Origin of the sequence: Okeania sp. SIO1H4 (assembly GCF_010672695.1) — a bacterium.
Taxonomy (GTDB): Bacteria; Cyanobacteriota; Cyanobacteriia; order Cyanobacteriales; family Microcoleaceae; genus Okeania; species Okeania hirsuta.
This window is the reverse complement of record NZ_JAAHGB010000023.1, coordinates 56,130-79,077: the sequence shown is the minus strand read 5'-3', so window position 1 is coordinate 79,077 and position 22,948 is coordinate 56,130. Positions and strand designations below refer to the sequence as shown.

The window sequence follows — 22,948 nt, the reverse complement described above, 5'->3', positions numbered from 1 at the left end:
ATAACTATCGTTAACGCTCCTAAATATAATGTTTTCAACGTTAATTTGCGTAAGTCCCGTTATAATTATCAATAATAACTAAATGCTTACCTTCAATTTTTCCCATAACGAGTAAATTGACGCTTAAAAGCAGAATGAAAACCGATAACTATATCTGAAGTAGGTACACCCATTTGCTCTAATTTCTCAGCAACAGACTCTTCCGTACCATTATATTGAATCCAAATTTTGCCATCTATAATATCAAAGTGCATCACAGGACCAAATACTCGTTTATCCCCTTGCCAACCTACATAAGCTAATTGATAATGGTCACGTTCTGTATCAAATATTAATTCATCTTTTACTGTATTATTGGTATTTGCTATTTCTGCGTGTGAACTCAAAATTTGCCTAACAAATTGTCGATATTTTTCTAATTTATCCATTCAGAAATCACCTCCAATTTAGGATTAAAAATAATCAGTTTGACTTGATAACGTTTAAGAGAACGTTGGATAAAAGGAAGCTGAAAAAAATCTTGATAAGTTTCTACAGGAATAGCTAAATAAACAATTCGGTCTGCTTCTTGTTCTTCAAGTGCTTGACAATAGTTAAGATATTGTCCCAATGCAGTATGAAATGAACTAATATCTGAGTCTGCAATAAAGCTTTTAATTTCTACAGCAATTTTTTCAGAACCTCTTTCTGCTGCAATAGCATTTTCTGCTGCCAAATCTATTTGTAATTTAATAGCTTCACTAATCCGAATTGTAAAAGGATCGTGGGTGATATTCCATCCATCCTTGATTAAAGCATTTTTAACCTGTTGATGGAAAATGTCTTTAGCCATTGTCAAGAATTTAGAATTTAGAATGCGCGAATTTAGAATTACCTCTTCTTATAAATAAGAGGATTGGATCAAAGGATTTTTTTTCTTTTTTCTCCATTCATGGAGATGCTTTATACCTGAATTTTTCGGTAAATAATTTTTATAATAGACATCTCCTCCAAAAGAGGGAATAGGGAATAGAAAATAGGGAACAGGGAACAGGAAAGAATAATTAATAATTTTTGGATAATGATTGATTTTATTTTTGATTTTTGGAGATGTCTAATAAAGGAAAAAGGAGTAAATATATAGCAATCCGCGCAACAGAAATCTACTCCTGTCTCCTGACTCCTTCTTCTAAACATATCGCGTTAAATTCACTCGATAACGTTCTTTTTTCGTAATCGCAATATCCCCTACTTCTAACCTTCCTTTTCCTCGAATAGCAATTAAATCTCCAGTTTTCACAGTATAACTTGCCTGACTAACTTCCTTCCAATTTACCCGCACATCTCCCCCTTCAATAAAATCAACCATTTTACTGCGAGACATTCCAAAACCAGCAGAAGCAACTGCATCTAATCTCATCGAAGCTTCCACAGTTGTTAACTCTTTCTTTTTCGGTTCTCTTATTCTTAAATCACTCAATTCTAGAGGTTTAACTTTAACAGGAACAGACCGAACTTGTTGCAGATTCATTTCTAAATATTCCACCAATTCAGGCACTACTATTACCTGAGCGCCACGTTCTCCCAAAACAATAATATCCCCAGTTTTTTCTCTGACAATTCCCGTACCTAACATGGAACCAAGAAAATCTCGGTGAGTCGCAGTATCAAACAGAAAATTTCCCTCAATATTAATAGCTGTTAATTCCACACTCGAAGTATCAATAGGCAAATCTGAACGAGCGATCGCTAATCTTTTTCGTTCCGCTTGAGGATAACCACCCCAGGAAACTAATTCTACTTCTGTCAACTTTTGAAAAATTGCTTCCGACTCAAATATTTCTGGCGGTGATAAAAAATCACTCTGAGTAATTTCCCAAGTTCTGATAGCTTGTTCTGCTAGATCGATGATGCGAGTGATAGTTTCGCGATTTTCAATTCCTTTGAGAAGTTCTTCTTTTGGTAACATAATTTTTTTGCTGAATAAATTTATTTCACAGGAGTCAGGAGTCAGGAGTCAGGAGTCAGGAACAATGAGAGTGATAATTACAGCAGATTCGGTCGTATATGAGGTACAAATATTAATGTTTGCTAACACAAAACTTTCCTACGAAATACTCCGCAAACGCTAATATATGTCTGTAGTGCGGGCATTTTGCCCGCGACCGGATTTGATATAACCCGATTTCAAATAAGAAGGAATTAAGTAATCAGAACTTACGCAGGGACTCTATATATAGCAAGGGCGTTAGCGGAGCTTTGCGTTAGCAAATGCCATTCGCCCTTACCGAAAAACTTCCTTCTTCTTCCCTCCTGACTCCTGAGGACTGACTCCTGACTCCTAATTTGCAGTATATCCTTGAATATTTTCTGGTTTAAACTGATATAAAGTCCGAGTTGCTAGACGGATCAGAGCTTCTGAACCCTGAACAACAATCAAATACTTACCAGCATTAAGGCGGTTACGATAGGGAACAGCATCACCACCACCAAAAATCAAACCCACTCCACCACCAACAAAAGTTCCACCCATTGCACCAGAAATAGCCCCCAATATACCACCAATAAAATGATTACCAAATTCCCCTGCCCAGGCAAAAGTATTCAATCCCGTAATCAGACTAAAAGTAACACCAGCAGCAAAACCAAAAGGTGCAAGCCAAGTAACCATTTGTTTTGCTTGTTTACGGGCCTGCTCATTAGGATCGATTAGGCCATATTCATCAGCAGTTTTATAGCCCCGGCCCAATATTGCCACTTGCTTCATTGGCAAGTCTTGTTTTTCCAAAGCAGAATAGGCAGATTCAGCTTGAATGCGGTCTGATAATACAGCAACGAGATAATTCATAAAATTCGATCGAAGCAATCTAAAATATTTCTGACAATCAATAAAATTATAGGCCCATACTGGTACTCTGAAGGTAAGGTTAAGTCAGCAGTTAATGTTTTTGCTAAATAAACATTATTAATTACAATTTATAGTCTGGCAAAATCTCCTGCTGTTTGAAAAACTCAAAAATCAAACTGAAGCGAAAGTTTCAGTAGGTAAAACAGTCACATAATTCAATTATTCAACTAATTTCCTATGCCAAAAGTTCTTGTATCCGATCCCATAGATAAAACTGGAATTGATATTATCTCCCAAGTAGCTCAGGTAGATGTCAAAACAGGTTTACCCGCAGAAGAACTTGTTAAGATTATACCAGAATATGATGCTTTAATGATTCGCTCTGGTACTAAAGTTACTAAAGAAATTATTGAAGCTGCTACTCAACTAAAAATTATTGGTCGTGCTGGAGTAGGGGTAGATAACGTAGATGTAACAGCAGCAACCCGCAAAGGTATTGTAGTCGTTAATTCCCCAGAAGGAAATACGATCGCTGCAGCAGAACACGCCCTTGCCATGATGTTATCTATGTCGCGCCACGTTGCAGAAGCCAACCAGTCAGTTGTTAGTGGCAAATGGGACCGTAAAAAGTTTATTGGGGTAGAGGTTTACAAAAAAACTCTCGGTGTTGTTGGTCTGGGTAAAATTGGTTCCCATGTAGCTAAGGTGGCGAAAGCTATGGGTATGAAAATTCTGGCCTACGATCCATTTATCTCTAAAGAAAGGGCAGACCAATTGGGTTGTAATTTGGTAGATATGGATTTATTGGTCCAAGAATCGGACTACATTACTCTCCATATACCCAAAACTGATGAAACTTATCATTCTATTAATGCTGAAACTTTCGCAAAAATGAAGCCCACAGCTCGTATTATTAATTGTGCTAGAGGTGGCATTATTGATGAAGTTGCTTTGGCAGAAGCTTTAAAAGAAGGCAAAATTGCTGGTGCTGCTATAGATGTGTATGAAAATGAACCTCTAGAAGCTGAGTCCCCACTACGAGAGCTAGGACAAAAAATTGTGATGACTCCTCACCTGGGAGCTTCTACTGCTGAAGCTCAGGTGAATGTGGCAATAGATGTTGCGGAACAGATTCGAGATGTGTTGTTGGGGTTACCTGCTAGATCGGCAGTGAATATCCCTGGTATGTATCCAGATACATTAGAAAAACTTAAGCCTTATTTGTTATTGGCTGAAACTCTTGGTAATTTAGTTAGTCAATTGGCAGGTGGACGAATTGATTTTCTGAATGTCCGTCTTCAAGGAGATTTGGCCACTGGGGATAGTAAACCAGTAGTAGTGGCAGCTCTCAAAGGTTTACTCTCTCAAGCTCTGCGAGAGCGTGTAAACTATGTAAATGCTTCAATTGAAGCTAAGGAAAGAGGTATTCGAGTAGTGGAAACTAAGGATGCTTCAGTCCGGGACTATACTGGTTCGTTAGAGTTGGAAGCAAAGGGTTCTCTGGGTGACCATATCGTTAGAGGTGCTTTACTTGGAGAAGATGAGATTCGGATTACTAATATTGATGGATTTCCAATTAATGTCCCCCCAAGTCCTTATATGTTATTGACTTTACACCGAGATATGCCCGGAATTATTGGTAAAATAGGTTCACTTTTGGGTAGTTTTAATGTGAATATTGCCAGTATGCAGGTGGGTCGTAAAATTGTTCGGGGTGATGCGGTGATGGTATTAAGTATTGATGACTTATTGCCGGAAGGAATTTTAACTGAAATTCTCAAAGAACCAGGAATTAGGGATGCTTATACAGTTGCTCTTTAATAGACATCTCTAGAAAATAGGGAGTAGGGAGTAGGGAGAAATAATTGATGATTCATGTACGATAATTGATTTTATTTTTGATTATTTGGATATGTCTAATAGGTAATAGGTCATTTCAGTTATCTCTTAGCCTCCTCCAGAGCAACTGCGTTAACAGTTAGCCTCCTCCGGAGGAGCTACGCTAACAGTACCTCTGCAATAAGGAGGCAAGAAAATACGGAATTCTCTTTTTTTTATCCCCTTAAAAGGGGAGGGTTTAGACCACGATTTTTCGGTTATAGGTTATAGGTAAGAGTAATATCTCAAAAAGCTGTTGTAGGTTATATACTCTATTATGAATTATGACAAAATTTACCGAATAATTAAGGTTTAAAGCCTCTCCTTTAAAGGAGAAAAAAAGCGGTCGTTTTGCTGGCGCACAACGCACGTTAACGGCAGTCGCCGACATGTTTGCGCAGCATTCCGAAGGAAAAAGTGCAGCTTACCGTAGGGTGGGATGGATGGGTTCCCTAACCATATCCAATAGACCAAGGGAAGAAAAAATTTTCACGCTCCGCGTCAATCCTCTTCTTTTCAAGGATAGATAATAATTAATAATTAATTATTAATTGTTGAACCTACGACCTACGACCTAACACCTAATCTAGAAAATAACAATGTAGAAAAGCTTAAATTTTTATGGCATATAACTGGTGGGAAATTAGAGTGTTGTGTCACCCAAGTCTCGAGGAAGTCATTGCTTGGCGTCTAGATACTTTTGGTTGCCGAGGTACTGCGAGTCAAGTCCAAGAGAATCATTGCTTGATCTGGGCCTATATACCAGAAGAACAAGCTCAAATGTTGGACTTGTCAGCTTTGGCCGTACACTTACGTCAGGATGCCCTATGTATGAATCTACCAACTCCAGTAGTGAATTGGGATTTAATTGAGGAAGAAGACTGGGCAAGTAGTTGGAAACAATATTGGCAACCTCAAGAAATTGGCGACTACTTTCTAATTCATCCTGCTTGGCTAGATTTACCAGAAAATTTAGATAGAATTATTCTTCGTTTAGACCCAGGAGCGGCTTTTGGTACAGGAACTCATCCTACTACGGAGTTATGTTTGGAGTCATTGGAAATGCGCTTGGGGTTGGAACCTAATCCAGAAGCTATTATTGCTGATATTGGTTGTGGTAGTGGTATTTTGTCCATTGGTGCAGCATTATTAGGGGTACGTCAGATATATGCAGTTGATATTGACCCACTAGCAATTAGATCCACTATTGGTAATCGGAAATTAAATGATATAACGGCTGAAAAATTAATTGTTGAACATGGGGATATTGAGCATTTAATTAAGTTAGCTTCTGGTCCGGTAGATGGTATAGTTTGTAATATTTTAGCTGAAGTAATTATTGATATAATTCCACGTCTGGAAGCGATCGCTAAACCTACAACTTGGGGCGTTCTTAGTGGAATTTTACTAGAACAAGCTAAATCAATTGCTGATACTTTGGAAGAAAATGGTTGGGTTGTGGCCACTCTTTGGAAACGAGGAGAGTGGTGTTGTTTTAATATTCGGCGTTCTTAATTAATTTAAGAAGGTTTTAGGTTTTAGGTGGTAGGTTGTAGGTGAAAATTTGAGAATGATTTAAGAAGGTTTTAGGTTTTATATCAAATCCGTTTAATTAGGTATAAAAATATTGTCCATTTTCACAATTACCAAATCTTTATAACTGTTTTTCCTCCTGACTCCTGTACGGGCGTTTTGCTGTGGCATAACTCCGTTAACGCTCCGCGACATGTAAAGCGGAGAGCTTCTACCTGAGCAAACGGCCGTTAGCTTCGCATAACTATCATTAACGCCCCTACTACCTGACTCCTAACTTCAAAAGATTTTATACCGATACTAATAGATTTAATATTAGGTGGTAGGTGAAAATTTTAAGAACGAAGATATAGCAGTGGAAGGAAAGGGCGCGGACATATCAAAAGTTTAAAACTCAGACAAAGCCAGATTTTTCCTTTTTCACTTCTTCTCTCTTCCTTTTTCCTTCTTCCTTCAGCTATAAAAATAAATATAACTACTACAATAAAAAATATTAACTAGAACTATCAATACTTTTCCGATTGCAGAATTAATGCTAGGAAATATCCACAAAGTTGCTAATAACACCAGTAAAATTTCTATCAAGGCAACAATTGCTCCATAATGTTTCGGGTCCCAATAAGAAATAGGGCTAATAAATCGATAATTACTTAAAGGGAAAAAATGTTTATGAGCATCATTATTATGTACTGGTAAATCAAACAGAGAATGAAGCACCAAACTAATACAAATAACTTGCATAATTTCCCAGCCAAAATAGTAAGAAATTAGTAATAAAATTATCGCTAAAGGAATAGAATGAAAAGTAGCAACAAGATTTTGTATTAATGGTTGATAATAGGCTTCTGACCAAATTTTTGCTTCTGGTAACCGGACAATAAATTTTGCCCAAAAGTAGAAAATAAAGATTGGAATATCTGGTAAAATTCCACCTATTACAATAGCAAAATTAGCTTGTGATAATTGTGGTTTAGCAAGAAGAGCTAGATTAATAATGGCATGACTTGGTGTATTCATTAGAAGTAAGAAACAAGAAGGAAGAAGTAAGAAGGAAGAAGGAAAAGAGATTTGCCCTTGAAGTGAGAAGATAATTTTTTTTCACCACTAATAGACATCTCCAAAAATCAAAAATAAAATCAATTGAAGAAGGAAGAAGGAAAAGAGATTTACCCTTGAAGTGAGAAGATAATTTTTTTCACCACTATATAGACATCTCCAAAAATCAAAAATAAAATTAATTATCGTACAGGAATTATCAGTTATTTCCCCCTCCATACCTATTCCCTATTCCCTATTCCCTCTTTTCTGGAGATGTCTTATTAAACAGAAATGATATAAAACTTGCTTCAACAAAATTCTTGCTACAATAAAAGTTTGAAGAATTTATATAGCAATCAGAAATCAGATGTGAGAATTGAGGTGTTCCTTTAAAGCATAGAACATGGCAGTTATCTTATTAATATATATTCGTTTTTTCCCTGTTGCCAGATGAGCTGTTGCCAGATGAGCTGTTGCCTGTTGCCTATTGCCTAAAAGTCTTCAATATCTCACAACTAAAATCATATTGTTATATTTAGCTAAACTAATTAAAATTAAGTATGTCCTTACCTATAGTAGCTATTATTGGCAGACCAAATGTGGGAAAGTCCACAATAGTAAATCGCTTGGCCGAAAATCAAGATGCAATTGTCCATGACGAACCAGGAATAACTCGCGATCGTACTTACCGTAACGCATATTGGCGAGACCGAGAATTCCAAGTTGTAGATACAGGAGGCTTGATATTTGATGATAATACAGAATTTTTACCGTTAATTCGCGAACAAGCTATGGCCGCTCTTGCGGAAGCAAGTGTTGCTATTCTTGTAGTAGATGGACAAGCAGGCCCAACTGGAGGAGATGAAGAAATAGCTAGATGGCTTCGTCAACAACCTGTCCCTACCCTTCTAGCAGTTAATAAGTGCGAATCTCTGACAGAAGGATTAACCCAAGCTGCGATGTTTTGGGAATTGGGTTTAGGAGAACCTTATCCCATTTCTGGTATTCATGGCAATGGCACTGGAGAATTATTGGATGAGTTAATTACCCATTTACCACCTATTACAGAAATTCCAGAAACAAATGAGATTAGAGTAGCAATTGTTGGTCGTCCTAATGTGGGTAAATCTAGTTTATTAAACGCATTTCTTGGAGAAAATCGTGCAATTGTTAGTCCTATTTCTGGTACGACAAGAGATGCTATTGATACTGTAGTAGAACGTAATGGAAAAACTTATCGTTTGATTGATACTGCTGGTATTAGAAAAAAGAAAAATGTGGAATATGGTGCAGAATTTTTTGGTATTAATAGAGCTTTTAAAGCTATTCGTCGTACTGAAGTTGTTCTGTTTGTAATTGATGCTTTAGATGGGGTAACAGAGCAAGACCAAAAGTTGGCAGATAGAATTATTGAGGAGGGTAGAGCTTGCGTTATTGTGGTGAATAAATGGGATGCTGTGGAAAAGGATGCCTATACTATTTATACTTATGAACAAGAAGTAAGGTCGAGACTATATTTTATGGAATGGGCAGAGATGATTTTTATTAGTGCATCTACAGGAAAACGAGTAGAGAAAATTCTAGATTTAATAGATAATGCCGCTAATGAATATCAACGTAGGGTAACAACTTCAGTGATTAATGAAGTTTTAGAGGAAGCTGTTAGTTGGAATTCTCCTCCAACGACTCGTCAGGGTCGTCAAGGAAAAATTTATTATGGAACTCAAGTGACAAGTAAACCACCAACAATTGCTTTATTTGTGAATGACCCCAAGCGTTTTCCTGATAATTATCGTCGTTATATACAAAGTCAGTTTCGTCAACATTTAGGATTTACAGGAACACCAATAAGATTACTTTGGCGTGGCAAAAAAGCTAGGGAAGTAGAGCATAATACTGTTAATAGAGCAACTCGTGTTTAAGGATAATCAACAGCTATAGCGGAAGAAAGAAAAAAGAAGGAAGAAGGAAGAAGGAAGAAAGAAGAAAGAAAAGCTTGGTTTGTCTGAGTTTTAAGTTTTTGATATGTCCTAACCTTTGTTTAGACTGCTATAATTGTCAATTCAGTTATCATATCAAATCCGTTTAATTGGACATAAAAAAAATCTTCAATCGCCATAACTACGTTTATCTTTGTAATTCTTTCTCCTCCTGAGGAGGTCCGACTGACTCCTGAGGACTCCTAACTTAACCATTCTATGGCTGTTTAACCGGATTTGATATCAGTTAGCATCTTCCGAAGGAACTTTGTTAACAGTACTTCCTGTAATAGGAAAGCGAGAAGATGCATAATTTTTTTGTCAAAGTTAAAGATTAATATATTTGGCAGTTTTTTTATTTGCTAAATAATATTATGCCCGTTGAATACTTAATAAATACAATCAATATTAGAAATAGTTAATGAGAGGATATCAGGGAGGTTCAAAAAAAAGTTTTTCCAAGATAGATAATATTAAATAGGTTAATGTTTGCTACAGATAATTGATTAGGGATATAAGGAGATAGCAGAATAACTTCTATTTAATCTAAATTTGTTATTTTATATCATGTCCGGATAATTAGTGATAAAAAAACTTTTTCCTTCTTCTCCTGTTCTTCCTCTTCCCTCTTCTTTCTTCCCTCCTGACTCCTGACTCCTGACTCCTCCGTCGTTATTTATTTTATAACTGTTCAACCGGAAATCATATTACTATCTCATCTAGGTCAACTTTTTTTTCAGTTTTTGTAAAATAACTGTAGGATAATTTTTCGTATTTTAATTAATTAAAAAGACTTGATATAAAACCTACAACCTAAAACCTATGACCTAAAACCCACGACCTAAAACCTAAAACCTACCACCAAAGTAAAAATGGATTTACTACGATCGCTTCCTCTAGGACTATACTTAGAAAAACCCATAACATGGCTACATAAACTCGACCCTAGAGTTAAATTAATCTGGCTAATGAGCTTTCTAATCAGCCCAGTTTTGAGTAGTTCAATCTGGCGTTTAATATTAGTAGCTATGTTAATTGTATTAACATTTAGTGCCTCAATTCCTTTACGAGTTTGGAAACGACAAATGGGTTGGTTGCTCACATTCTGTTCTTTAGTTTTTTTAATGAGTGCAGCTATTGCCCCTGATGGACTTTCAATGAACTATCAACCCCGTCTACCAAAAGATGAATTAACCTTTGCTGAACAAACCACTAAATTACCACCAGTACCAGAAGCGAAAATTTTTTCAAATTTTTTTGGATTAATAAAAACAGAAACTTCAACTGAATCAAATTCTCAAACACAACAGCAAAAACTAACTGAATTACCTCAACCTACCTCTTATAGGTACGTCCTTTTTCAACAAAGACCACTGACTATAACTCGTCGTTCAGTAGATTTAGGTATTAGGATTGCCACCTTATTATTCACTGTTATTTATAGCACGAACTTATATCTTTTAACCACAGGGTCAGAAGAAATTACAGCAGGAATAGAAGACTTAATGCAACCTTTGAATAAATTAAATTTACCTGTAACAGAAATAAGTTTAACTTTAACGTTATCCTTAAGGTTTATTCCCCTAGTTTTAGAGGAAATACAAAATTTAGTTCGTTCAGTTAGAACTAGAGCAATTAACTGGAAAAAACTAGGACTGCGACAAGCTTCTCAGGTATGGTTAATAGTAGCAGAAAGACTATTAGAAAATTTGCTATTGCGAGCAGATCAAATTGCCAGTGCAATGAAAGTGCGAGGTTTTACAACTCCCGATCAACATAAAGTACAATGGCATGATCTACAGTTAAAGGTATTGGACTGGTTAGTATTGGTTACCTTAGTGTTATTCTGGTGGGTTAGGTTAGTTTGGGGAGGACAAAATTAAAACAAAATTATGTATTCTTATAGACAATTATTTATCTGGTATGGTTAATATGTTCAAAGTAAAAAAATTTCAAAAAGTGCTGTGGGATACCTAGTCACTGATTGATTTTGTTGATAATTTTAAGACAAAAATTATAGATTGATATTTGAGTTGAATATCAAATAATTATCATTGCAGAAAATATATTTTCTGGGTCTATTTACTTCTAAGAGCATTTAATAATTTACAGAAAAAAACAAAAACCTAAATTTATCTGTTAAGCTGTAAAATCTAAAATCTAAAACAATTAGGGGCTTTCAATTGACAAAGGCCACTAAGTTATTTAAAAATCCTGTCATTATCTGCTGATTTTTAAGCCTAAATGACCAACGAAACTTATATGAACCATCCTAACTTTGGCCTCTTATACAGAGTGTGCTTAGTTGAGGATCACCAAGAATTATTTACTACCCTCTATGCTCAACGCTTATTTTTTTTAGTGACAAATGGAATAGGAGGTATTAAATTTGAACCTTTAGGTCGTTCAGACGCACGTTTAATGGTGGAAATTCGCCTCCGCCAACTGCGTCGAAATGGTCAAGCAACTGAGTACCAAAAACTTCAGGCAGTTCACAAAAATACTTTTCAATAATTAAACTGTTCTCTGCTTCTACTCAAGTAAAGTAAAGTTAACTATATTGTCCGGCCTAATCTTGAAGAAGGCAGAAGGGAAAATTGCATGGGTATAGTCAACGACCGCCCACCTGCGTGTCTTATCACCCCAAGCAATTTTAAGCACTCCCGTTGACGGTGGGTTATTAAGCCCGCCACAGACAAAGATAATAAGAAATTCTCAAATCTCAAGATAAAATGGTTGAGTCAATTACTGAACGTATTACTAAAATCCGCTCTAACTTACCTGCATCAATACGCATAATTGCTGTAACTAAACAGGTATCAGTTGATGCTATTCGTACTGCTTATGCAGCAGGAATAAGAGATTTTGGAGAAAATAAAGTTCAAGAAGCAGAAGAAAAGCAAGGCCAACTACGAGATTTACCAAATATTACCTGGCATATGATTGGCCACTTGCAAGGAAATAAAGCAGCAAAAGCCTTACAGCAGTTTCAATGGATTCATTCTGTAGATAATTTAAAACTGGCCAAACGCCTTGACCGTTTAGCAGAAGAGTTATCTTGTAGTCCTAATATTTGCCTGCAAGTCAAAATTTTACCCGACCCTAATAAGTATGGGTGGAGTATACCAGAATTAATTACTGACTTATCACAGTTAAATCAATGTCAAAATCTTAAAATTAAGGGTCTAATGACTATTCCACCCCAAGGATTAGATCATGGGCAAACCTTATCAGTATTTGAGAAAACTCAGGAGTTAGCCCAGGAAATTAGCAAAAAAAATTTGTCTAATCTAAATATCCAGGAACTTTCAATGGGAATGTCAGAAGATTATAATTTAGCCATAACTGCTGGTACAACTATGGTCAGACTAGGTAGAATTCTATTTGGTGAGAGGAGGATTACACACAAGAAGGTTGAAAGCTCCTCGCCTTTAGGCAGGGGATGAAAATGACGGTTCGGGATTTATCCCGCCGAAGTGATAAAATTAAAGTTTGAGTAAGGGTTTCATCTGCACTTGGAACTGTCCTAGTACGGAGAAATCCTGGTAAATTAAGAAACAACGTTTGATACATTCAACGCAAGCAATGGCAGGATAGGGAGTGTACCATTTTGGCATAGTGATAGAACCTCCCGAAAGCTAACAATGTGAATACAAGTGAGTTTCTAGGGGCGCTTTGACTGGTCTGACCAGGATAAGTCTGGGTGACAGCTCAGAACAAGCAAGCAAGCAATATGTATTTGTCCCGTTGCGTAGCATCCGCTTAAAATGCCTGTATCTTTAAATTATCGGGGAGAAGTCATTAAATCTGAGGACTTATGATTGTCTAGAATGTGGCTGATCAATAGACCGCGACTTGAATGCGTCAATTAATTTAAAAAAGCGAGTGCGTAATTCTGAGGAGACCTCAGAATGTAAGACGCACTCAAGAGGTGCGGTAGGTTTGACCGTTAATGCCTGTGGATGAGTAACTGCCGACGGTCTCACAAGAAGCAGGAAGTAAACATCAATTCGTCACTTTTTGTGACGTGTTGTGTCAGTTTTATGAAGCAGAAGTCAAAAGGACTGATATGCTATCACATGCAACTTAAAAAGTAAAAATAGTAGTAAACTACCCACGATTAAGCTACCTTGGGACAATAGTCCGAATTTGACAGTAGCGAAGGAGTAATTTAATGGTGAATGGTCTTTTTTCCAAACTAAAAGATTTTGTAGGACTCAACGAACAAGTTGAGTACGAATATGATTACGATGAAGTGGAAGGAGAACAATATCAAAGTGTTTATCCTCCACAACAGCAACCTCCTGCTGCTATACCAGTAGCAGAAGAGGAAAATCGCAATAGTCGCCGATTAAGAAATAGGGCCACTACTGCGACAACAACGACAAGCAGCACAGGTATTACTGGAGCTGTTAAATCAGAATCTGGAATGGGATCGGTTATGAACAATGTAATTGGAATGCCTGGCGCTTTAAATGGAATGTCAGAAGTTGTGGTTATGGAACCACGAACTTTTGAAGAAATGCCTCAAGCAATTCGTGCTCTACGGGAGCGCAAGTCCGTGGTTTTAAATTTGACTATTATGGACCCAGACCAAGCTCAAAGGGCAGTGGACTTTGTAGCAGGTGGTACTTATGCTCTGGATGGTCATCAGGAACGTATCGGAGAAAGTATTTTTCTGTTTACACCAAGCTGCGTACAAGTCAGAACTCAAGCAGGTGTAATCAACGAGATGCCTCAGACTCAAACACGCCCTCGTGTGGGAACTTCTGGGTCTCAAGTTTGGCAACCAGATCAAATTCAAATGATGCAATAATAGCTGAGGAATTTTGGGTATGGGGTCACAAACAAATATAATTAGCGCTAATTATATATATCTATCTAATACCAATTCACTCTAAGGATGTCACAAATAGTCAGCAACTGAATGATGTGGAATAATAGGCTGAAATTACTGTGTAGTTAATACTTTAAGTCTATCAACTTTTACTTCGCGCCTTCTGTACGGGCGAATGGCCATTCGCCCGTGCTGACTTCTAACTTCCGTGAAACGGTATAGGAACCCATTATCAATTCCCTATTCATACATTTTAGTTGAAAAATAAGGGGTTGGTGATTTGAAGTATGATATCATATCCCTATGGGGGTGCGATAGAACTCCGTTCCGCGCTCCGCGACCAAAAAACTTTCTTCTTCTATTCCTCTTTAATTCCCTCCTGACTCCTAAGTAGTTAAGACTAATATCATGCACGCTATTCAGCAACGTGAAAAATGACAACTGCAAAGTTTGGTTTAATTGGTGGTGGGGTAATGGGTGAAGCTTTATTATCCCGACTGCTGGAACAAAAAATTTATCAACCCTCAGAAATTTTAGTTAGTGACCCGCAGCAACAAAGGCGAGATTTTTTAGCACGGGAATATGGTGTAGAGGTAACTACTGATAATCGTTTGGTGGTGACTACTACAACGGAAGCTTTGTTACTGGCGGTTAAACCTCAAATATTTGATACCATAGCATTGGAATTGGCAGACTGGCAAGTTGGTGGCGAGACTATATTGGTAATTTCAATTATGGCAGGTGTACCTCTACAAAGGTTGGAGGCAGCTTTCCCATCGCGACCTATGGTAAGAGTCATGCCTAATGCTCCAGCGACAGTGGGTGCAGGAATGAGCGCGATCGCTCCTGGTAAGCATGTTCAACCGGAACATCGGGAGTTAGCTACTCGCATTTTACGGTCAGTAGGACAGGTAGTGGAAGTTCCAGAAACTTTAATGGATGCAGTTACGGGTTTATCTGGTTCCGGACCTGGTTATGTGGCAATTTTAATTGAGTCCTTGACAGATGGGGGAGTTTGTGCTGGTTTGCCTAGAGCGATCGCTTATCAGTTAGCATTACAAACAGTTTTAGGTACGGCAGTTATGTTACAGGAGTCGGGAATGCACCCCGCACAGTTGAAAGACCGGGTAACAAGTCCTGGAGGAACAACTATTGCCGGAATTGCGGAATTAGAAAGTTTGGGTTTTCGTTCTGCTTTAATTGAAGCAGTGGTGGCGGCAACAGAAAGGTCTCAAGAATTAGGCAATAGTTAAATAGGGTTTGGGAGTAGGAGAGTAGGGGAGTAGGGGAGTAGGGGAGTAGGGGAGTAGGAGAAATATTTGGTAATGGTTGAAGATGGAACATTTTTTATACCGAATTAAACGGATTTGATATAATCCAGCATTTTAGCTGTGTCACGCCACTACTGGACTCCTGATTCCTGAGTCCTCCCTTATTAAAACACGGCGTTGGTGAAAAGAGGTATGATATTATGTCCGGATAAGAGCGCGATAGAACTCCGTTCCGTCTACGTGGCAAAAAAAACTTTCTCCTTCTACTCGGGGTTTCTTCTTCTTTCTTCCCTCCTGACTCCTGACTCCTGACTCCTGACTCCTAAAGAATCAAGATTAATATCATACACTAATTTACCAATGCCTAAAACACAATTTCCGGATGAACTAACTCAAAACCTTCATCCCTCAATTTTTTATTTGATACTCTAGCATTAAAAGGTCGCATTGATGAGGGAGAACCATCCCAAGAAACTTTTTCTAAACCTTGATATTTATGTAAACTATCAAGTAATTCTTTACCTTTGATTGGTACATCATTAACTAAGTTGTAAATACCCTGCAACTGTCTGTCTATAGCAAATTCTACAGCACCGACGATATCATCTAAATGAATCCAGTTTGTGACATCATCACCAGTACCAGGGCGAGTTTTGCCTCCCCACCTACTAAAAATTTTTATTAGCTCTCTACCAGGACCGTAAATTCCCCCTAAACGGAGAATACAAACTCGTTGCTGGGGAGTGGATGCAGATAATAATACTTGTTCTGTTTCGTGGAGAATTTTTCCGTTGTCAGTGGAGGGGTTAGCGGGGGAATTTTCATCTATCCATTCACCATTTTTGTCACCATAAACTGAGTAACTACCTGTGTAAATTACTTGTTGAATATTGGGAGTTTTTTTCAAGGTGGCAACTAGAGTTTGGGCAGTTTCTAAATAGGTTTGTTTGTACTCCATGCCAATATGAGAGCGAAAACCGACACTCAATAATACCATGTCTTGGTTTTGCAATACATCCTGCATCGCTTGGGGGTCATTGCCTTTCATTACTACTACTTGTGAGGTTATATTTTTTAGTTCTGAAACTTTTTCTGGAGTAGTAGTAGTCACTGTTACTTGATGACCGTTTTGACTCCACAATTTGGCAACTTTAGTGCCTACATAACCACAACCGATAATTGCTATTTTCATTCTGTTATCCAATATATTACTTACAGGACTTACGGATGAACACTAAATCAAGTGAGGGCGTTAGCGGAGCTTTGCGTTAGCAAATGCCATTCGCCTCTACATATGGCGTTTTCAAGGTTAATTTGCGTAAGTCCTGACTTACTTTTATTAAGTAGATGGGCATAAATAAACGCAATATTAGAGGGCGGGTTTTTAGAACTAGATTGCGCTTAAGTCAAGGCTTTCGGTTAAACCCGCCCCTACAATTTTTTAATGTTTAATTAGAGCTACCTACTTACTATTGTTATAATACAATATGATCGCTTTTTTTGATAGTAGTTAAAGTCTTAACTATCATTGTCATTATTTATGTGAGAATTGTATCGGTATTACTAATATTTGAGAAGTGGCATTTGCTGTAAAAAATATTTATCAAGGGGTTGAAAAGCATATAGGAGAGTATGGAGGAAAAAAATGAAGTTATGTCTATCAAAAAGGCTTCTCTTCGTTATCAAGATGAAAAGTCAGATAAGGTTTATGAAGTGGAAATAGTTTACCATGGTTGGAACAAATATCAGGTTAATTTTTCCTATGGTAGAACTGGTCGTAAGCTTAAGAGTGACACCAAGACAAAAACTCCTGTTTCTTTAAATGAGGCGGAAACAATATTTGATGAGTTAGTTAATTATAAACAGAAAAGAGGGTATAATATTTCTGATTTTCAACATATTTACTACGAATATTTATTAGAAATATCGTTGCCTGAAAGACAGAAAATTATCAATTAAATTAAGCAAAAAAAAGTCAGCAATTTTTGAAATGAGCTTAAAAAAGCAGGGTTTAATATTAGAGAATATTTGGCAGAACTTGACTTAAGTCATACTAATTTAAGTAATGCTGACTTAAAGGGTTGTAACCTTTATAAAAAAAATTTAATTGGTGCATATTTAAGGGGTGCAAAACTTCAAGGTGTTATTTTAGAAGAAAGTAAAATTGATGAAACGACACAAATTGATTCTAAATGGCGATTAGTTTGGAAATTAGTTAATTTAGGAGGAGAAAATCGGGATTTAAAGGGAGTCGATCTGAGTGATATTGAGATTAATTTTATCGACTCTGATGATGATGATTCACGGGTCAATTTAACTGGAGCTAATCTTGAATGTGCTAATTTTAGTAATTCTGGTTTATATCAATTTGATTTTACTAATGCTAATCTTAAAAATGCTAATTTAAGTGGTTCTGAACACGCTTTTTTAGCAGGTGCTTGTTTGATAGGTGGAGATTTAAGTGAGACTTGTTTTATTACGGGTTATTTTAATGATGCTGTGTGTATTAATACTAATTTTAGTGGAGCTTCTTTTTGCCATGATGATTCACATTTTAGAAATGCTAATTGTAGAGGGGCAAATTTTCAGGAAGCACATTTTACTTTAGGTGAAATGAATGGGGCAAATTTTAGTTATGCAAATTTTTTAGGTGCAACAGGTTTAGATAATTTTTTTGTTAGTGCTATTATGGAGCTACTTACAGAAGAAGTAAATTTTCAAGGTGCTAATTTTACAAATACGGATTTATCAGGAGTGGATTTTACTCAGATTAAGTTGATTAATTTAACTGGAGTAATATTTGACGGAGCGAATTTAAAAAATGCTAATTTTTCTGGTTTAAATTTAAGTAATACTTCTTTTAAAAAAGCGAATTGACAAGGAGCAAATTTAGAAATTTGTAATTTGGCTAATGCAGATTTAACTGATGCTAATCTTGAGGATGTTAACTTAAAAGGAGTGATTTTTGAATAGATTTGTCATGGGTAAAAATCTCAAAATTAATAGACATCTCCAGAAAAGAGGGAGTAGGGAGTAGGGAGTAGGGAGTAGGGAGTAGGGAGAAATAATTGATATATCTAGTGTGATAATTGATTTTATTTTTGATTTTTACCGAAAATTTTTGGTTTAAAGCCTCCCCTTTTAAGGGGATAATAAATAAAAATTTTCATGATTAGTCAATCCTCTTCTTTTCAAGGAGAGGTAATTATTAATTATTCATTATTAATTATTAATTGTTGAACAGATGTCTAATGGTATGGAAGAAAGGAAGAAGGAAGAGGGAAGAAGGAAGAAGGAAAAATCTGGCGCTGTTTGAGTTTTAAGTTTTTGATATATCCGCGCCTTTTCCTTGCACTGCTATATTTAATACCAAATTGATAAATTTTTGCTACAAATAGCTAGGGTATCTCTTAGAACTCAGAATTTCCTACCGAATGCTCCGCAAACAGAATTCAGGAGTCGTATGGGAATAGATTTAATACCATTTTTGATGTTGTAAGTTATCTTTTTCGTCAAATATACTTTCATATAAAGTATGCGTGATGGAGCTTATTATTCGTAACATTCTTTTTTCAAAATGGTATAATTAGTAGAATCGGTTTGCTGACCAAACGCCTAGAAAAAACTAGCTATAAGATCAGAAAATGTTATTTAGACAACTATTTGATCCAACAACAAGTACCTATACTTATCTGTTTGCTGACCAGGCAACTAAAACTGCTGTTTTGGTCGATCCAGTGCTTGAACAGGTGGAACGAGACTTGAAATTATTAACAGAATTAGAATTGCAACTACGCTATTGTCTGGAAACCCATATTCATGCTGACCATATTACAGGAACTGGTAAACTAAAGACTGTAACAGGATGCTTAGGTGTTGTGCCGAAAAATGCTCAGGTGACTTGTGCCGATCGCTTTCTCGAAGACAAAGAAATATTGGCAGTGGGAGAAATTCAGATTCAGGCGATCGCGACTCCCGGTCATACGGATAGTCATCTTGCTTATTTAGTAAATAAAAAATATTTATTGACCGGAGACTCTCTATTAATTAGAGGGTGTGGTCGTACAGACTTTCAAGGAGGAGATGCAGGGATATTATATGATGTAGTTACTCAAAAGTTATTTACTCTTGCTGATGATACTTTGGTTTATCCTGCTCACGACTACAAAGGTCAGACTGTTTCTAGCATTGGCGAAGAAAAACGGTTTAACCCCCGTTTTGTGGGTCGCGATCGCCTTGATTTTATTCAACTTATGGCCAGTCTAAATTTATCCAACCCGAAAAAAATAGCAGAAGCTGTTCCAGCAAATCAAAATTGTGGACGGCTTAAAAATTAGCTCTTATATCATGTTCGGTTGAATACTTATAAATAACTTAGCGAGGAGTCAGGAGTCAGGAGTCAGGAGTCAGGAGGGAAGAAAGGAGAAAAATCAAGATAATTTCAGTATTTCAAGATAATTTCAGTATTTATTCGGTATTGTCAGTTCTGAAATTTTATTTATAACTGACCCGTCCGAACATGATATTACTGATCTAATCTAAAAGCATTGACATATAAAGACAAGTGCCTTTTTGGGGTCGAAAAAAGTACCTGGTTTTCAGCTCTTCAATTAGTATTTTAGGCGGCTTTGTTGGGCAGAAAAATCCCAAATTGACAATTCTTATATCATGTCCGGATAAGAACGTGATGAAAAAAGTTATAATGAATGCTTCAACAGTAAATCTTTCTGTTTTCCCTACTCCCCCGCTCCCCTACTCCCCTACTCCCCTACTCCCCCGCTCCCCTACTATCTTAATTATAAGTATTCAACCGGACATGATATTAATCCTACCTCCTCGCTCATTCCCATTTCTCCTGACTCCTGACTCCTGACTCCTGACTCCTGATTCTAAGAAGGATGAAAATAATCATAAATTTGCTGCGCCAACTTTGATCCGACTCCTGATACCTCTGCCAACTGCTGCACTGTTGCCATACGAATATAATCAACAGAATGAAAATGTCCCAATAACAATTTTTGCCGATGATGTCCCAAACCAGGAATCTCATCTAGGCGCGATCGCTTCATTCTTTGACTTCTTTTATCTCTATGGAAACTTACGGCAAACCGATGCGCTTCATCTCTCAACCTCCGCAATAACTGTACTCCTGGTTGTTCCGCATTAGTTGTTAATGGTAGCGACTCCCCTGGTAAAAAAATCTCCTCCCGTTGCTTTGCCAAACTCACTACCCGCACTTCCTCTAATAGATCCATTTCTTGCATCACTGTCATTACTGCCGAAAGTTGCCCCTTTCCACCATCTATCATTATTAAGTCTGGTTTCTCTGTAGTTGGTTGTTTTTCATAGTTGCGAAACCGCCTTTGAATTACTTCTGCCATACTAGCAAAATCATCAGAATGACCAGACTGCACTTCTGGGTTTTGAATTTTGTAGTGTCGATAATGTTGTTTTGCTGGCAAACCGTCAATAAAAACGACTCGCGACGCCACTGCATCTGAACCTTGAATGTGAGAAATATCATAACCTTCAATACGGTGGGGTAATTCTGGCATATCTAATATTTCTGCCAAGTCAGTCATTGCTTTAGTGTTGCGATTGCTCATTTTATTCAACCGTGCTAACTCATATTCAGCGTTCTTTTTTACCATTTCTATTAATTCTGCTTTTCCCTGGCGTTGAGGCACAAAAATTTCTACTTTTTTACCTTTTTTTTCTGTTAACCAATTTGTCAAAAATTCACTTTCTAGTAACTCATGTTGCACAATAATTTCTACAGGAATTTCTACAGATTCTACTGTTTGATAATGTGATTCTAAAACCCGTTGTAAAATTGCTCCTAATTCCTTACTTTCTTGAGTTACTAAATTAGGTGTTTCAGCAATAAATCCTAATCTACTGACTAATTTACCTGCTCGAATTTGGAATAATTGAACGCAAGCAAATTTGTCATTACCAGCTAATGCTATTGCATCTCTGGAAACTCGATCGTCTGGCAAAGAAACTTTTTGGTCGGCATTTAGAGAATCTAAACCTCTAATTTGGTCACGAATAGCTGCCGCTTTTTCAAAATTTAAAGCCTCTGCTTCTTTTGCCATTTGAGTATTCAATATATCAATTAATTCTCCTGTTCTGCCTTGAAAAACCATTGCGACTTTTTGCACAATTTTATGATATTCATCTGGTGTTATTAATTCCTGACAAACTCCCGGACAGTGACCAATATCATAATTCAGACAAGGGCGGTCTTTAAATAAAGGTTTTGGTCGTTGACGTAGAGGAAAAATTTGTTTGACTAAATGTAGGGTATTTCTTAAAAGTCTGGTATCTACATAAGGACCGTAATAACGGTCTTGAGCTTTACCTAATCGTCGTTTTCTAGTAATAAAAACTCTGGGGTAATTTTCTGACCAAGTTATACATAAATATGGATATTTTTTATCATCTTTGAGTAAGACATTAAAATATGGTTGATGCTGTTTAACAAGATTAGCTTCTAATGCTAAAGCTTCTGCTTCTGTATCTGTGACAATAAATTCAATTTCCACCACTTGTTGTACCATTAAACTAATACGATGACTGTGGTTTTTGCTTTCTCGAAAATAGGAGCGGACTCGATTTCTCAGCTTTTTTGATTTACCAATATAAAGAAGGCGATCGCTACTATCGTGCATTAAATAAACTCCCGGAGTTTGGGGAATTTCTTTGAGGCGATTTTCTAATTTTTTTGAGTCTTTTACTAGGGGTAAAGTTTTAGTTATCATATTTTTTATTATCCTAACTGGTAAATATTTTACTTAACTATCAATTAAATTCAAAAAGAATAAATGTATAACCAATATTATATTATTTCTCCTCTTTTTTTTGTAACTTATATTATTTTTACTGTTTTACTTAGATAAAATACAGTAATTGAATCCATTCCATAATTGTCAGCATTCAGGTGTTAGCTCTCAGCTCTCAGCTCTCAGCGTTCCTAGTTTATTGCATTTGGAGTAGAGATTAGGATTGAGTTTGAGCAAGAATTAAAAGTCTGGGAAAAAGCAAAGGCATCAGCTAACTTGAGCTATTTAGGTTCATTTTCATTGCTGTTTGCGTAGCATCCCGTAGGGAAGCGCTGACCGCTAATAGCTGTTTGCGCAGCAGTCCGCAGGAAATGCTTACCCATAATTTACATTGTACTCTATCTACTAATCTTGTTTAGCATCAATTATTTAGAACTTCATTAAATACTTAAATAGTTAATTGAAAAATCATGAAATTCTCTCCAATTTGTCAAAATCAAATACTCTTAAAATAAAACTATACTGCTAAAGTCAAATTTATTAAAGATAAAACTATAATTGTACCATTTAATTTTAGATAAATTTATCAATATTTATCATTTTCTTTGTGGGTTTAATACCCCACCGTCTACACGGTGTTCAAAATTACTTGGGGTGAGAATCCCCATGTAATTTTCCTCCTGTCTCCTGTCTCCTGTCTCCTGTCTCCTTCTTCAATGAGAGGATTCCAAAAGTAGAGAAAGTAAGTGAGCCTCGAAGAACTACTCACCAAATATGTCAAAATTTTTATTTTCAGGTAA

Annotated in this window: 21 protein-coding genes and 1 pseudogene; 13 read left to right on the top strand and 9 right to left on the bottom strand. The window is 36.7% G+C overall.

From position 1 onward, the window contains the following. Window positions 1-92 precede the first annotated feature (92 nt). The 3 genes from F6K06_RS17140 to F6K06_RS17130 form a co-directional block, all read right to left on the bottom strand. Window positions 93-428, bottom strand: coding sequence for a XisI protein (locus F6K06_RS17140; protein ID WP_287240426.1), 336 nt, complete (start codon window positions 426-428; stop codon window positions 93-95). Further along, window positions 416-832, bottom strand: a complete 417-nt coding sequence (locus tag F6K06_RS17135) for a XisH family protein (protein ID WP_287240428.1) — start codon at window positions 830-832, stop codon at window positions 416-418. The genes F6K06_RS17140 and F6K06_RS17135 overlap by 13 nt, the downstream gene beginning before the upstream one ends. Window positions 833-1,168: 336 nt before the next feature. Continuing rightward, window positions 1,169-1,948: a photosystem II S4 domain protein gene (locus F6K06_RS17130; protein WP_287240430.1), complete on the bottom strand. Its 780-nt coding sequence runs from the start codon at window positions 1,946-1,948 to the stop codon at window positions 1,169-1,171. Between the two features lie 7 nt (window positions 1,949-1,955). On the opposite strand from F6K06_RS17130, the gene F6K06_RS17125 reads away from it, so the two are divergent. Then, on the top strand, window positions 1,956-2,111 hold the full coding sequence (locus F6K06_RS17125) for a hypothetical protein (RefSeq protein WP_161564317.1): 156 nt from the start codon (window positions 1,956-1,958) through the stop codon (window positions 2,109-2,111). A gap of 209 nt (window positions 2,112-2,320) precedes the next feature. On the opposite strand, the gene F6K06_RS17120 is transcribed toward F6K06_RS17125, so the two are convergent. After that, window positions 2,321-2,827: a hypothetical protein gene (locus tag F6K06_RS17120; protein ID WP_124143122.1), complete on the bottom strand. Its 507-nt coding sequence runs from the start codon at window positions 2,825-2,827 to the stop codon at window positions 2,321-2,323. 237 nt (window positions 2,828-3,064) lie between these two features. On the opposite strand from F6K06_RS17120, the gene serA reads away from it, so the two are divergent. Together serA and prmA are read left to right on the top strand one after the other, a co-directional pair. Continuing rightward, a complete protein-coding gene (gene serA / locus F6K06_RS17115; protein ID WP_124143123.1) occupies window positions 3,065-4,648 on the top strand; it encodes a phosphoglycerate dehydrogenase in 1,584 nt (527 codons plus the stop codon). Between the two features lie 678 nt (window positions 4,649-5,326). Next, the gene (gene prmA, locus F6K06_RS17110; RefSeq protein WP_124143124.1) at window positions 5,327-6,220 is read left to right on the top strand and encodes a 50S ribosomal protein L11 methyltransferase; all 894 of its coding nucleotides are present in this window, start codon (window positions 5,327-5,329) and stop codon (window positions 6,218-6,220) included. Between the two features lie 471 nt (window positions 6,221-6,691). Here prmA and F6K06_RS17105 read toward each other — a convergent pair whose 3' ends face one another. Next, window positions 6,692-7,255 carry a hypothetical protein gene (locus tag F6K06_RS17105; protein ID WP_124143125.1) on the bottom strand — a complete coding sequence of 188 codons (564 nt, stop codon included), beginning with the start codon at window positions 7,253-7,255 and terminating at the stop codon, window positions 6,692-6,694. A 581-nt stretch (window positions 7,256-7,836) separates the two neighbouring features. Between F6K06_RS17105 and der the strand changes: the two genes are divergently transcribed. Then, entirely contained in the window at window positions 7,837-9,198 is a 1,362-nt protein-coding gene (gene der / locus F6K06_RS17100) for a ribosome biogenesis GTPase Der (RefSeq protein ID WP_124143126.1), read from the top strand. 617 nt (window positions 9,199-9,815) lie between these two features. Here the strand turns inward: der and F6K06_RS17095 are convergent. After that, a complete protein-coding gene (locus F6K06_RS17095) occupies window positions 9,816-9,950 on the bottom strand; it encodes a hypothetical protein (RefSeq protein ID WP_275670269.1) in 135 nt (44 codons plus the stop codon). Window positions 9,951-10,127: 177 nt separating this feature from the next. On the opposite strand from F6K06_RS17095, the gene F6K06_RS17090 reads away from it, so the two are divergent. From F6K06_RS17090 to proC, 5 genes are all read left to right on the top strand, one after another. Beyond that, window positions 10,128-11,138, top strand: a complete 1,011-nt coding sequence (locus F6K06_RS17090) for an energy-coupling factor transporter transmembrane protein EcfT (protein WP_287240437.1) — start codon at window positions 10,128-10,130, stop codon at window positions 11,136-11,138. Between the two features lie 361 nt (window positions 11,139-11,499). Continuing rightward, window positions 11,500-11,769, top strand: a complete 270-nt coding sequence (gene pipX / locus F6K06_RS17085; protein ID WP_124155376.1) for a transcriptional coactivator PipX — start codon at window positions 11,500-11,502, stop codon at window positions 11,767-11,769. Between the two features lie 218 nt (window positions 11,770-11,987). Further along, window positions 11,988-12,701, top strand: coding sequence for a YggS family pyridoxal phosphate-dependent enzyme (locus tag F6K06_RS17080; RefSeq protein ID WP_124155375.1), 714 nt, complete (start codon window positions 11,988-11,990; stop codon window positions 12,699-12,701). 731 nt (window positions 12,702-13,432) lie between these two features. Next, entirely contained in the window at window positions 13,433-14,071 is a 639-nt protein-coding gene (locus F6K06_RS17075; RefSeq protein WP_192901305.1) for a cell division protein SepF, read from the top strand. A gap of 455 nt (window positions 14,072-14,526) precedes the next feature. After that, complete coding sequence (proC, locus tag F6K06_RS17070) at window positions 14,527-15,345, top strand: pyrroline-5-carboxylate reductase (RefSeq protein ID WP_124155373.1); 819 nt, start codon at window positions 14,527-14,529, stop codon at window positions 15,343-15,345. 382 nt (window positions 15,346-15,727) lie between these two features. Here proC and F6K06_RS17065 read toward each other — a convergent pair whose 3' ends face one another. Next, complete coding sequence (locus tag F6K06_RS17065) at window positions 15,728-16,555, bottom strand: SDR family oxidoreductase (protein ID WP_124155372.1); 828 nt, start codon at window positions 16,553-16,555, stop codon at window positions 15,728-15,730. Window positions 16,556-17,016: 461 nt separating this feature from the next. Here F6K06_RS17065 and F6K06_RS17060 point away from each other — a divergent pair, with 461 nt between their 5' ends. From F6K06_RS17060 to F6K06_RS17050, 4 genes and pseudogenes are all read left to right on the top strand, one after another. Then, on the top strand, window positions 17,017-17,322 hold the full coding sequence (locus tag F6K06_RS17060) for a WGR domain-containing protein (protein WP_161565063.1): 306 nt from the start codon (window positions 17,017-17,019) through the stop codon (window positions 17,320-17,322). Between the two features lie 69 nt (window positions 17,323-17,391). Further along, window positions 17,392-18,240 (top strand): pentapeptide repeat-containing protein, encoded by an 849-nt coding sequence (locus F6K06_RS17055; protein WP_124155370.1) that lies wholly within the window; start codon window positions 17,392-17,394, stop codon window positions 18,238-18,240. A 12-nt stretch (window positions 18,241-18,252) separates the two neighbouring features. Further along, window positions 18,253-18,336, top strand: a pseudogene (locus tag F6K06_RS34030) (pentapeptide repeat-containing protein); the annotation flags it as partial. Window positions 18,337-19,007: 671 nt separating this feature from the next. Then, window positions 19,008-19,700, top strand: coding sequence for an MBL fold metallo-hydrolase (locus tag F6K06_RS17050; RefSeq protein ID WP_287240444.1), 693 nt, complete (start codon window positions 19,008-19,010; stop codon window positions 19,698-19,700). 552 nt (window positions 19,701-20,252) lie between these two features. Here the strand turns inward: F6K06_RS17050 and uvrC are convergent. Together uvrC and F6K06_RS17040 are read right to left on the bottom strand one after the other, a co-directional pair. Continuing rightward, window positions 20,253-22,127, bottom strand: coding sequence for an excinuclease ABC subunit UvrC (gene uvrC, locus F6K06_RS17045; RefSeq protein ID WP_287240447.1), 1,875 nt, complete (start codon window positions 22,125-22,127; stop codon window positions 20,253-20,255). Between the two features lie 649 nt (window positions 22,128-22,776). Continuing rightward, window positions 22,777-22,917, bottom strand: a complete 141-nt coding sequence (locus F6K06_RS17040; RefSeq protein ID WP_287323275.1) for a hypothetical protein — start codon at window positions 22,915-22,917, stop codon at window positions 22,777-22,779. Window positions 22,918-22,948 lie beyond the last annotated feature (31 nt).

What these genes read in the sequence shown, in the direction of transcription:
- F6K06_RS17130 (WP_287240430.1), bottom strand. Translation starts at nt 1,948, where the DNA reads ATGTTACCAAAAGAAGAACTTCTCAAAGGAATTGAAAATCGCGAAACT.
- F6K06_RS17065 (WP_124155372.1), bottom strand. Translation starts at nt 16,555, where the DNA reads ATGAAAATAGCAATTATCGGTTGTGGTTATGTAGGCACTAAAGTTGCC.
- F6K06_RS17140 (WP_287240426.1), bottom strand. Translation starts at nt 428, where the DNA reads ATGGATAAATTAGAAAAATATCGACAATTTGTTAGGCAAATTTTGAGT.
- serA (WP_124143123.1), top strand. Translation starts at nt 3,065, where the DNA reads ATGCCAAAAGTTCTTGTATCCGATCCCATAGATAAAACTGGAATTGAT.
- F6K06_RS17090 (WP_287240437.1), top strand. Translation starts at nt 10,128, where the DNA reads ATGGATTTACTACGATCGCTTCCTCTAGGACTATACTTAGAAAAACCC.
- proC (WP_124155373.1), top strand. Translation starts at nt 14,527, where the DNA reads ATGACAACTGCAAAGTTTGGTTTAATTGGTGGTGGGGTAATGGGTGAA.
- F6K06_RS17135 (WP_287240428.1), bottom strand. Translation starts at nt 832, where the DNA reads ATGGCTAAAGACATTTTCCATCAACAGGTTAAAAATGCTTTAATCAAG.
- prmA (WP_124143124.1), top strand. Translation starts at nt 5,327, where the DNA reads ATGGCATATAACTGGTGGGAAATTAGAGTGTTGTGTCACCCAAGTCTC.
- F6K06_RS17120 (WP_124143122.1), bottom strand. Translation starts at nt 2,827, where the DNA reads ATGAATTATCTCGTTGCTGTATTATCAGACCGCATTCAAGCTGAATCT.
- uvrC (WP_287240447.1), bottom strand. Translation starts at nt 22,127, where the DNA reads ATGATAACTAAAACTTTACCCCTAGTAAAAGACTCAAAAAAATTAGAA.
- F6K06_RS17105 (WP_124143125.1), bottom strand. Translation starts at nt 7,255, where the DNA reads ATGAATACACCAAGTCATGCCATTATTAATCTAGCTCTTCTTGCTAAA.
- F6K06_RS17080 (WP_124155375.1), top strand. Translation starts at nt 11,988, where the DNA reads ATGGTTGAGTCAATTACTGAACGTATTACTAAAATCCGCTCTAACTTA.
- der (WP_124143126.1), top strand. Translation starts at nt 7,837, where the DNA reads ATGTCCTTACCTATAGTAGCTATTATTGGCAGACCAAATGTGGGAAAG.
- pipX (WP_124155376.1), top strand. Translation starts at nt 11,500, where the DNA reads ATGACCAACGAAACTTATATGAACCATCCTAACTTTGGCCTCTTATAC.
- F6K06_RS17050 (WP_287240444.1), top strand. Translation starts at nt 19,008, where the DNA reads ATGTTATTTAGACAACTATTTGATCCAACAACAAGTACCTATACTTAT.
- F6K06_RS17060 (WP_161565063.1), top strand. Translation starts at nt 17,017, where the DNA reads ATGTCTATCAAAAAGGCTTCTCTTCGTTATCAAGATGAAAAGTCAGAT.